Source organism: Pseudoduganella buxea (genome assembly GCF_009720835.1).
Taxonomy (GTDB): domain Bacteria; phylum Pseudomonadota; class Gammaproteobacteria; order Burkholderiales; family Burkholderiaceae_D; genus Rugamonas; species Rugamonas buxea.
Map to the genome: position 1 here is coordinate 1 of NZ_WNKZ01000138.1, position 10,854 is coordinate 10,854.

11 protein-coding genes are annotated in these 10,854 nt (G+C 67.5%); 4 read left to right on the forward strand and 7 right to left on the reverse strand.

Features of this window, described 5'->3' with window-relative positions; translation table 11 throughout:
• The coding region (locus GM672_RS29025; protein ID WP_211517437.1) for a hypothetical protein at positions 1–320 on the forward strand (320 nt) is incomplete at its 5' end.
• Between the two features lie 75 nt (positions 321–395).
• Here the strand turns inward: GM672_RS29025 and GM672_RS25940 are convergent.
• Positions 396–1,553, reverse strand: coding sequence for an epoxide hydrolase family protein (locus GM672_RS25940; protein ID WP_155473413.1), 1,158 nt, complete (start codon positions 1,551–1,553; stop codon positions 396–398).
• Between the two features lie 124 nt (positions 1,554–1,677).
• Here GM672_RS25940 and GM672_RS25945 point away from each other — a divergent pair, with 124 nt between their 5' ends.
• Both GM672_RS25945 and GM672_RS25950 read left to right on the forward strand, forming a co-directional pair.
• Entirely contained in the window at positions 1,678–2,322 is a 645-nt protein-coding gene (locus GM672_RS25945; RefSeq protein ID WP_155473414.1) for a TetR/AcrR family transcriptional regulator, read from the forward strand.
• A 129-nt stretch (positions 2,323–2,451) separates the two neighbouring features.
• On the forward strand, positions 2,452–3,507 hold the full coding sequence (locus GM672_RS25950) for a patatin-like phospholipase family protein (RefSeq protein ID WP_229417954.1): 1,056 nt from the start codon (positions 2,452–2,454) through the stop codon (positions 3,505–3,507).
• 6 nt (positions 3,508–3,513) lie between these two features.
• On the opposite strand, the gene fliD is transcribed toward GM672_RS25950, so the two are convergent.
• The 4 genes from fliD to alr all read right to left on the reverse strand — a co-directional run bounded on the left by fliD (position 3,514) and on the right by alr (position 7,891).
• Complete coding sequence (fliD, locus tag GM672_RS25955; RefSeq protein WP_170300252.1) at positions 3,514–4,905, reverse strand: flagellar filament capping protein FliD; 1,392 nt, start codon at positions 4,903–4,905, stop codon at positions 3,514–3,516.
• Positions 4,906–5,024: 119 nt separating this feature from the next.
• Positions 5,025–5,348 (reverse strand): PilZ domain-containing protein, encoded by a 324-nt coding sequence (locus tag GM672_RS25960; protein ID WP_229427795.1) that lies wholly within the window; start codon positions 5,346–5,348, stop codon positions 5,025–5,027.
• Positions 5,349–5,393: 45 nt separating this feature from the next.
• On the reverse strand, positions 5,394–6,770 hold the full coding sequence (gene radA / locus GM672_RS25965) for a DNA repair protein RadA (protein ID WP_155473417.1): 1,377 nt from the start codon (positions 6,768–6,770) through the stop codon (positions 5,394–5,396).
• An 8-nt stretch (positions 6,771–6,778) separates the two neighbouring features.
• Positions 6,779–7,891 carry an alanine racemase gene (alr, locus tag GM672_RS25970; RefSeq protein ID WP_155473418.1) on the reverse strand — a complete coding sequence of 371 codons (1,113 nt, stop codon included), beginning with the start codon at positions 7,889–7,891 and terminating at the stop codon, positions 6,779–6,781.
• A gap of 184 nt (positions 7,892–8,075) precedes the next feature.
• Between alr and lplT the strand changes: the two genes are divergently transcribed.
• Positions 8,076–9,338 carry a lysophospholipid transporter LplT gene (gene lplT, locus GM672_RS25975; RefSeq protein WP_155473419.1) on the forward strand — a complete coding sequence of 421 codons (1,263 nt, stop codon included), beginning with the start codon at positions 8,076–8,078 and terminating at the stop codon, positions 9,336–9,338.
• A gap of 48 nt (positions 9,339–9,386) precedes the next feature.
• On the opposite strand, the gene GM672_RS25980 is transcribed toward lplT, so the two are convergent.
• Entirely contained in the window at positions 9,387–10,391 is a 1,005-nt protein-coding gene (locus tag GM672_RS25980; protein ID WP_155473420.1) for a DUF1853 family protein, read from the reverse strand.
• The coding region (locus GM672_RS25985; protein ID WP_170300253.1) for a uracil-DNA glycosylase at positions 10,375–10,854 on the reverse strand (480 nt) is incomplete at its 5' end. The genes GM672_RS25980 and GM672_RS25985, both read right to left, overlap by 17 nt.

The following is a 10,854-nucleotide window of genomic DNA, read 5'->3' on the forward strand; positions in this document are numbered from 1 at the left end:
GGCTGGATTCACGGGCTCGACTGTCGGCACCTGAGCACGCCGCAGCAATTTTTACGGGCTGCATTGTTCCCGGCAGGAAGCTAAATGCCGGTGAGACAGTTCACCGCGACCGGGTGACAGCGCCAAACGTAAAGCCTTCGGCGCGGCAAGTCAGGCTGGCGCCGGCCAGCATCATCAGTATTGCAAGGTTGCGCAAGCGTGGTTTTTGCATGAAGTGCTTTCGATTGGGAGGGCGCCGCCGGATTCGGCCGGCGGGTCTCCAAAGTAATTTTATTTTCAATTATGCAATTTTATGCGCTTGGGGCCCGCTGGTCCACTGAAAGTTTCCAAACTGTCTACTGAGCGCGGCTACCGCACTGGCCCCGGTATCGCGCCCCCCGTCACGCCACCGTTGACTACTCGCGCACGGCGCGAAACGTCGCGCGTACCTCGTCGACGAAGATCGCCGGCTGCTCCATCGCCGCGAAATGGCCGCCACGGTCCGGCTCGTTGAAATGGACCAGCCTGGCAAAGCGCCGCTCGGCCCACCGTTTCGACAGGCGCAGCTGCTCCCCCGGGAACATGCTGATGCCGGTGGGCGTGGCCATCGGCATCGTCGGCATCCCGCCGTGGCGCATCGACTGCATCGTCTCCCAGTAAAGGCGTGCGGAACTGGCGCCCGTATTGGGCAGCCAGTACAGCATGATGTCGTCGATCAGGTGGTCGAGCGCGAACACGCTTTCCGCATCGGCGCCGCTGTCGGACACATCCTGGAACAGCGCATAGATCCAGGCGGCCAGCCCGACGGGCGAGTCGGCCAGGCCGAAGCCGATCGACTGGGGACGCGTGCCCTGCACCTTGAAGTATCCCGACAACTGCTGGTCGTAGCGCTGCGCATCGTCGAGCATTTTCTGCTCGGCCGGGGTGGCGTCGGCGCGCTCCTGTGCTGTCGGCTGGAACATCACCATGTTCAGGTGGATGCCGGCCAGTCCCGGCGGCGCCTTGTGGCCGAGCGCCGCCGTGATTGCACTGCCCCAGTCGCCGCCCTGGGCACCCCACCGCTCATAGCTGAGACGCTGCATCAGGACAACCCAGGCGTCGGCGATGCGCTCGACCGTCCAGCCCGTGACGGCCGGCTTGCCCGAGAAGCCGAAGCCCGGCAATGACGGGATCACCAGATGGAAGGCGTCCTGCGCCTGGCCGCCATGCGCGACAGGATCGGTCAGGGGGCCGATCACGTCACGGAACTCCAGCACCGAGCCGGGCCAGCCATGTGTCATCAACAGGGGCATGGCGTGCGCTTCAGGGGAGCGGATGTGCAGGAAATGGATGTCCAGGCCGTCGATCCCGGTCCGGTACTGGCCGAAGCCGTTCAACAGGGCCTCGCAGCGGCGCCAGTCATAGCCTTCCCGCCAGCGCGCGACGAGGGCTTGCAGCTTGGCCTGTTGCGGCCCCTGGCTGGTGTCGGACACGGTTTCGGCATCGGGCCAGCGCGTGCGCGCGAGACGGCTTTGCAGATCGGCGAGCTCGCTGTCGGGAATGGCGAGGTGAAACGGGTGGATCGTGGCGGACATGGCGCTCCTTGGCTGTGCTACGCTGCTGGCCGGCGCGAGGCCGGAATGAATTAACTGAACTGACAAGTCTAGTTTAACAGGTCGGCGGCCGCACGTGTAAATCGAATAAGACAGGAGTGGTGGCATGGCAGGCGAAACGGCGCCAAGGAAGGGACGTGGCGGGCGGCCGCCCGCAAGCCGGGCAGGCGATGTCGAGGCCCGCCTGCTGGCCGCGGCAACGCGACTTTTCCTGGAACGGGGCTACGACGGCACCAGCTGCGACCAGGTGGCCCTCGATGCCGGTGCGGGCAAGGCCAGCATTTACGCCCGCTATGCCAACAAGGCCGCCCTGTTTGCCGCCGTCATCGATCGACTGCTGACGCGCTCGTTCGCGCAGGACGAGATGGAAAGCGGGACGGACCTTGCCGCGCGGCTTGCGGCAGTGGGCATGCGCGTGCTGGCCGATACGCTGCATCCGGATGCGCTGGCCCTGCTGCGCCTGGTCGTGACGGAGCTGCCCCGCTTCGCCGACACGGACATGCGCCCTGCGCAGTTGTTCTGGCAGGCGGGTGTCCAGCGGGTGGCGGCGGCCATCGCACTGCAGGCGCCCGAGACCGTCGGTCAGGCAAGCGACGCGGCCGAACAGTTCATCGAACTGGTGTTGATGCCGCCGCTGATGCGCGCACTGCTGGGCGAACCGGTGGCGCTGCTGCTGGCCGCGGCGCCGCCCCGCATCGAGGCCGCCATCGCGTCCCTCGCGGCCTCGGGGGCCCTCGAGCGCTGGACCTGATCGGCGCACCCGAAGCGCCGGCATCCGCGTCGACCACCGCCGCGCCCGACGAATGGTGCGCCGCACCATTTCAATCCCGACTACCATGCACTCGCGGCTGTCCGGCCAGCGACAATCATGGAGGTTAGTTTGCATATCGTAAAAACCAATTCGCCGAAAACCGTCAGCCTGGGCCTGCAGGGCGCCGGCACCTATGGCGCGTTCACGTGGGGCGTGCTGGACCGGCTGCTGGACGAGGATGTGCTGATCGACAGCATCGGCGGCAGCAGCTCGGGCGCCGTCAATGCCGTCGTGCTGGCCGACGGCTACGCGCTGGGCGGCGGGCGCCGGGGCGCGCAGGCGGCGCTGAGAAAATTCTGGACCACCCTGGGCCAGATGGCGACGTTCAGTCCCCTTCAGCGCACGTGGATGGACCGGGCCGCCGGGCGCTGGACGATGGAACACTCGCCCTTCTATCACATGCTGGAAATGGCCGGTGTCGTCATGGGGCCGGCACGGCAGACCTTGCTGAGCCAGAACCCGCTGCGCAATTTCCTGTCCAGCACGGTCGACTTCGGCCGGGTGCGGGCCTGCCGCGAAATCGAACTGTTCGTGGCCGCCACGAATATCCGCACGGGGACGGGCAAGCTGTTCACCCGCGACGAGCTCGACCCGCAGCGGGTGCTGGCTTCGGCCTGCCTGCCCACCGTGTTCGCGGCCACCGAGGTCGATGGCGAGTTCTACTGGGATGGCAGCTACGTGGCCAACCCGCCGCTGGCGCCACTGGTGAAACGGGCGGCGCGCGACCTGCTGGTGGTGCAGAACAATCCCATCGCCCGCGCCCAGATGCCGCGCAGCCTGGCCGACACGAGCAACCGGGCCAACGAGATCGCCTTCAACATCAGTTTCGTGCGGGAGATCAGCGCACTGACCCACGTGGGCGGCGTGCCGGAAGAGCAACGGGGCGCGGCCATGCCGCTCGACCCCGTGCGGCTGCACATGGTCAGCGGTACGGCCGAGATCGGCACATACAGCATGTCCAGCAAGTTCAATGCGGAACTGGTGTTCCTGCAGCACCTGCACGACCTGGGCACGAAGGCGGCCGACGACTGGATTCGCGAGAACTGGTCGCAGGTGGGCGTGCGCTCCACCTTCGACGGGCAGACGGTGTTCTTCCCGGATGTGGCGTTGAAATCCGGGACGTAAGAGGACTTACCCCAGCAAGTCCAGCAAGCTCCCCGTCCCGCCGGACTGTTCCTGCATCGTGTACAGCTGGGCCAGGGCCCGGGCCTGCACGGTCAGCGACTTGCTGAGCTGCTCCTTGCGGTCGGCCAGCACGTCCAGCTCGCGGGTGACCTGCTTGCGCGAGCGGGCAATGGCGCCGCCGTCGCCGGACAGCGCGTCGATCTTCTTGTCCAGCTTGTCCGCGATGCCCCGCCCTTCGTTCGTGAACAGCTTCGACACGGCGGAAGGGTCGGCGGCGATGGCCGCGTTCAGTTTTTTTTCATCCACGACCAGCTGGCCCTTGGCATCCTGCGTCACACCCGCGTCGGCCAGCGCATTGGCGCCGCTGCCGCCCATCTTCACCAGCTGCGCAAGCTGATTGCTGACCTGGGTGAGCGTGGCGTCGCCCTTGAGCGCGCCGGCCTGCAAGGTGGCCAGCCGGGTCGACAGTTCGTTGTAGCCCTTCACGAACGCCGCCACGTTCTTGCCGATCTGGCTGCTGTCCTGGCTGACGGTGACGTCCGTCGCGCCCGTGCCCGTCAGGGTCAGGCTGGTGCCGGCAATGGCGCCGGCCGCGATGGTGTTGCTGGCGCTGGCCACTTCCTTGCCGTTGACCGTCAGCAGCGCGTCCTGGGCCGCCTGGGCCTGCTTCATGCCACCCGCCTCCGGTGCGGCCGGGTCGTAGCCGATGGCCGCCTTCAACGAGGCGTCGCCCGTCACGCCGATGCGGATGGCCTGGGCGGCGCCGTCCTTGCCCTTCACTTGCAGCGAGTAACCGCCTTCGCCCTTGACGACGGCCGCGTCCACGCCAGCGCCCTTCAGGGCCTTGGCGATGCCGTCCAGGGTGTTGTTGCTTGAGTCGATGGTGATGCTTTTCGCCGCACCGCCCGCCTTGAAGCCGTCGGCTGTCATGCTGCCGATCTCGATCTTCACCGTGGCCGGGCTGCCCGTGCCGATCTTTGTGTCCGCCAGGGGCTGGGTGGCGCTGTTGAGGATCTGGTTCTGCGCCAGCTGGCGCACATCGACCTTGTACGTGCCCGCTTGCGCGCCCGTGCCGGTGGCGGCCGTCAGCACGCCCTTGGTGGACGACGTGGCGGACGTGGCCAGGCCGGCGCCGGAAATGCCTTCGGCCAGGCTGCCGAAGGCGGCCAGCGCGCTTTGCAGCTGGCCCAGGCCGGAAAGACGGGTCTGGTCCGACGCCACATCCGCATTGAGCTTGTCGATATTGCCCTTCTGCCCCTGCAGCGCCTGCTGCACGCGCGCCGCCACGGCCGGCGACAGGGTCGTGCTCGTGCTGGCGCCCGTGCTGCCATAGCCGTAGGCGCCGGCCGTCGATGTGCCGTACAGGGAAGAAAGCAGGTTGCCGGTATTACTGTTCATCGCGTGGACCTCCATTAACGGACCGCACCATCATCCCACGGCAGCGCCGGGATCGAAACATGGAACAGACCGGGTATCACCCGTCACTGGTTACGAACGGTTAGCGGGAAACTTGATGGTCACGTGCGGATATATTTTGCAATGGCCGCGTTCACTTCCGGCGCCAAGGTGCCGAAGGCGAAGCCCACCTTGAATTCGTCGCCGCTGAAGATGCAGTGGGCCACCTTGACGCGGCACGTCAGCAGTTGCGGCTTGCCCTCCACCAGCAACTCGAACACCACCTGCCCGCCCTGGCCCACTTCCACCTTCTTTTCCGTCGTGACGGCCATGCCGCCCTGCCCCAGGTCGAAGGTGCGCGCCAGTGCCGGCGCCGCCCCATCGATGACCAGCATCGCCTTCGTGCGCAGGATCTTGCGCACGCCCTGCCTTTGATCGATACCCACTACCGCAACCCCGATTCTCTATTGATAAGATTTGTCTTGAAGCTGTTATTGCAGCTCGCGCAGCCGGTTGAAGGCATCGTCGATGCGGTCCACCGGAATGATCGTCATGCCCTCGATGGCCTGCTTCGGTGCGTTCGCCTTCGGGATCATGGCGATCGAGAAGCCCAGCTTGGCCGCTTCGCGCAGGCGCTCCTGGCCCCGCGGCGCGGGACGGATTTCGCCGGCCAGGCCCACTTCGCCGAAGACGACGAAGCCGCGCGGCAGCGGCTTGTTGCGCATCGAGGAGTTAATCGCCAGCAGAACGGCCAGGTCGGCCGCCGGTTCCGTGATCTTGACGCCGCCGACGGCGTTGATGAAGACGTCCTGGTCGAAGGCGGCGATGCCGGCGTGGCGGTGCAGCACGGCCAGCAGCATGGCCAGCCGGTTCTGCTCCAGGCCGACGGACAGGCGCCGCGCATTGGGCAGGTGGCTGGCGTCGACCAGCGCCTGGATTTCCACCAGCAGGGGGCGCGTGCCCTCCTGCGTCACCATCACGCAGGAGCCCGGTACCTGGTTGTCATGCTGGGACAGGAACAGCGCGGACGGATTCGATACGCCCTTCAGGCCCTTTTCCGTCATGGCGAACACGCCCAGCTCGTTGACGGCGCCGAAGCGGTTCTTGATGGCCCGCACCAGGCGGAAGCTGGAGTGGCTGTCGCCTTCGAAGTACAGCACCGTGTCGACGATGTGTTCCAGCACGCGGGGGCCGGCCAGCGCGCCCTCCTTCGTCACGTGGCCGACGAGGATGATCGTCACGCCGGTCTGCTTGGCCACGCGGGTAAGCTGCGCGGCGCACTCGCGCACCTGCGCCACCGAGCCTGGGGCGGAAGTGAGCGCGTCGCTGTACAAGGTCTGGATCGAGTCGATCACGGCCACCTGCGGCTTGACGTCCGCCAGCGTGCCGAGGATTTTTTCGAGCTGGATCTCGGCCTGCAGTTTGAAGTCCCTGGCGTCGATGGCCAGGCGCTTGGCGCGCAGGGCGATCTGGGCACCGGACTCCTCGCCGGACACATACAGCACGCTTTTCATGCGCGACATCTCGGCCAGCGCCTGCAGCAGCAGGGTCGACTTGCCGATGCCCGGGTCGCCGCCGATCAGCACGACGCCGCCGGCCACCAGGCCGCCGCCCAGCACGCGGTCGAATTCCTCGATGCCCGTGCCGAAGCGGGGCACGTCCAGCGCTTCGATCTCGTGCAGCGACAGCACCGGCGCCGTCTGCGCCAGCGCCTGGTGCGCGCCCTGCGACAGGCGGTTCACGCCGGCGCTTTCGACGACGGTTTCCACCATCGTGTTCCACTGGCGGCAGGACGGGCACTGGCCCGTCCACTTGGTGCTGGTGCCGCCGCATTCGCTGCAGGTGTAGTTGGTTTTTGCTTTCGCCATGGTGCTGCCTATATAGAAGGAGCGACTGCGCCGTCATCGGCCAGCAGCCGCACGCGCGGCGCCACCGCGCACATCAGTTCATAGCCGATGGTGCCGGCCGCCGTGGCCACCTCGTCCACCGGCAGGCCCTGGCCCCACAGTACCACCCTGCTGCCGATGCCCGCTTGCGGCACGGGCGTCAGGTCCACCATCAGCATGTCCATCGACACGCGCCCGACGGTGCGGGTGCGCACGCCATCGACCAGCACCGGCGTGCCGGTGGGCGCGTGGCGGGGGTAGCCGTCCGCATAACCGCAGGCCACCGCGCCGATGCGCATCGCGCCCCCGGCCTCGAAGCGGCTGCCGTAGCCGACGAATTCGCCGGCGCCGATGTCCTGCACGCCGATCAGGCGGCTCTCCAGCGTCATGGCCGGCAGCAGGCCGTATTCCTGCGCCGTGGCGCCACCCGGCGTACCGCCGTACAGCATGATGCCGGGCCGGATCCATTGGCTGGCCAGCGCGTCGGCCAGCTTCGGCATCTGGAACACGCCGGCCGAATTGGCCAGGCTGCGCGGCCCCGGCAGGCCGGCGGCGCCCTGCTCGAAGCGGCGAATCTGTTCGGCGACCGGCAGGCAGGGGTGGTGCGACTCGTCCGCGTTGGCGAAGTGCGTCATCAGGGTGATCTCGCCGACATGGGGAATGGCGCGCAGGCGCTGCCACGCGTCGTGGAACTGGTCCGGCCGGAAGCCCAGCCGGTTCATCCCCGTATTCATCTTCAGGTGCACGTCGAAGGCGCGCTCCGGACGCGCCGCCGCCAGCTGGGCGATCTGCTCGAAGCAGTGCACGGCGCCGCCGATGCGGTGCTGGGCCATCGTGTCCAGGTCGGCGGGATCGAACCAGCCTTCCAGCAGCAGTACGGGCCCGGTCCAGCCCAGCTCGCGCAGGCGCACGGCGTAGTCCACTTCCACCAGCGCCATGCCGTCGGCGGCGGCGAAGCCCCGCAGCGCCTGTTCCAGCCCGTGGCCGTAGGCGTTGGCCTTGACGACGGCCCAGGCCCGCGTACCGGGCGCGTTGGCGCGGGCGCGGGCCAGGTTGTGCTGCATCGCGGCGATGTGGATAGTGGCGGCAATAGGTCTTGGCATGACGATTCCGGCGAAATTGGAAGGCAGGATTGTACCGCAGCGCACCACTCCCGGCAGGCCCGGAATGCCGCGGGTGCGGGCCCGGCGCGATACCGAAGAGCGTCCCTAAACGCGCCCCCATTTCTTTGGAAAGGCATCCTTTCATGGTATAAAGCAAGCCGATATCAGTTTTCAGGCACTCAGAATGAATCGTGGTTTTTATACATGCATGGCAGCGCAGTTCTTTTCGTCGCTGGCCGATACGGCGTTGCTGTACGTCGCGATCGATCTGCTGACAAAGATGCACTCGCCGGCATGGATCACGCCATTGCTGAAATTCCTGTTCGTGCTGTTTTACGTCCTGTTGGCCGCTTTTGTGGGCGCGTTCGCCGATTCGCTGCCCAAGGGCCGCGTCATGTTCATCGCCAACCTGATCAAGATCGGCGGTTGCGCGCTGCTGTTCTACGAGCTCCACCCGCTGGTCTCGTATGCCATCGTCGGCATCGGCGCGGCCGTCTATTCCCCCGCCAAGTACGGCATCCTGACCGAGCTGCTGCCGCCCGATAAGCTGGTGGTGGCCAATGCGTGGATCGAAGGCCTGACCATCAGCTCCATCATCCTGGGCACCGTCATGGGCGGTGCGCTGGTCAGCGACCGGGTCGCCGCGGTGATGCTGGGCTTCGACTTCCCCGCCATCGAAACGGGCATCAATACGTCCGACGAAGCGGCGCTGTGCGTGGTGGCCGTGCTGTATATCGCCGCCGCCCTGTTCAACCTGCGCATTCCGCTGACGGGCGCGATCTACGCGCGCCAGGAACGCAACCCGGCGCGCCTGATCGAGGACTTCGCCAACTGCTGCGTGATCCTGTGGAAGGACAAGCTGGGCCAGATCTCGCTGGCGGTGACGACGCTGTTCTGGGGCATGGGCGCCACCTTGCAGTTCATCGTGCTGGAATGGGCCAAGCAGTACCTGCACATGACGTACGAGAAGGCCACGACGATGGTGGGCCTGGTGGGCATCGGCGTCACCATCGGCGCCGTCATGTCGGCGCGCATGATCACCCTGCGCAAGTCGCTGACGGTGATTCCCCTGGGCGTGGCGATGGGTTTCCTCGTGATGGGCATGGCCTTCGTCCACACCACGTGGGTCGCCTACCCGATGCTGATCCTGATCGGCGTGCTGTCCGGCTTCTTCGTCGTGCCGATGAACGCGCTGCTGCAGCACCGGGGCCACGTCCTGATGAGCGCCGGCCACTCCATCGCCGTGCAGAACTTCAACGAGAACCTGTCGATCCTGACGATGCTGGCCGTGTATTCGCTGATGCTGCGCCTGCAGCTGCCGCTGTCCGTCATCATCGTGCTGTTCGGCCTGTTCCTGGCCGGGACCATGCTGTTCATCCAGCGCCTGCACGCGGCCAACCAGCGCGAACACGATTCGCTCGCGCTGATCGGCGAGCACAAGCACTGACCGTCCGGCGGCCCCCAGCCGTTTCTGCAAGCACTTCTAGAAGCGCATCTACAACCGCTTCTCGAGCCGCCGCTGCGCCGCCAGCGCCGGCCATTCGTCGGGCACGACGAATGCGCGCGACTGCTCGACCAGCCAATCCCCTTCGCGCCGCACTGCCGCCACCATCACGGGGGCCCGATCCGTTTCGAATTTGTGCCGCAGCAGCGCGGCCAGTGCGTCGCGCGTCAATGGCGGCGGCGTCGGTGCCATGGCGCCGTCCGCCCCCGGCTGCGCCGGCACCTGCAAGGGCGCCAGCCACTGCAGGCGCGGCATGACGACGAACTGTTCGCCGCCGGCGGCGGCCAGGCTTGAGACGGCGTGCCAGTGCCCCCGGCAATGCCGCGGCCCGATGCCGGGCAGGCGCGGCGCCGGCCCGGGCGGATAGAACAGCCAGCCCTTGACGAGGGCCTGCGCCGCCAGGACGGGGCGGTCGAGCAAGGCCTGGGCGGCCGGGTGGCGCGACAGGGCCAGCTGCTGGCTGAAGATCTTGCGCATCTTGCGACCCAGGGTGTCGGCCAGGTTCGGCCCCACCAGCAGGTCGAAGTCGACCGGGTCGTTGTCGTCGACGCTGTCGAGCAGGTAGAACTTGGTGGCGAATTCGATGTGGCGCAGTCCTTCGCCGTCGGCCAGCAGGAAATCGAACTCGCCGACCGTATCGTTGCGGGCGGCGCGTACCTGCAGGCCGTGGGCGACCAGGTCGCCCCGCTGGGCAAAGTAGAAGGCCATCAGCTTTTCCGCATACAGGCCCAGGCGGGAATACGGGCGCTCGCCCAGCGCGGCGTCGAGCGGCGCGGGATCAACCTCCAGCGATGCCAGCCACGCGGCGGTGGCATCATCGACCGTGCCCAGGGTGGCGATACTGCCCTGCCATTCGTGGCCGGCCGGATCGAGCAGGTCGGGCGATTCGAGCAGCCAGGCCAGTGCGCGCACGGCGGGCCGCGTCAGGTGCCCCCAGCGCCGCGCGAAGCCGGCCTGGTAACCCTCGTCGAAAGAAGACTCAGCGCCGGCCGGCATGGGCAGTGCGGGCCAGGCACAGGTCGGCCCAGGCCTTGCCTTTGTCCTCGGGGCGGCGCAGCAGGTCGGCCGGGTGGAACGTGGCGACCACCGGCAGTTCGCCATGGCGCAGCACCTTGCCCCGCGCGGCCGCGCCCAGCAGGGCTTTCGCCGTGACGCCGCCCAGGGTCAGCGCCAGGCCGGCCTCGGTCAGCGCCAGTTCGCGCTGCAGGTAGGGCCGGCAGGCGGCCAGCTCGCCGGCCGTCGGCGGCAGCTCGCCGCCGTCGGTGCCGGCGGCGCGGCATTTCACCAGGGTCGTCACGTAGGCACCGCCCTGGGTCGACAGGTCGACGGCGCGCAGCATATTGTCCAGCAGCTGGCCCGGTTCGCCGCCGATGGCCTGGCCGCTGTCCTCGTCGGCGGCGGCCGGCGCCAATCCCAGCACCAGCCAGCGGGCCGTCTCGTCGCCCCGGCCCGGCACGGC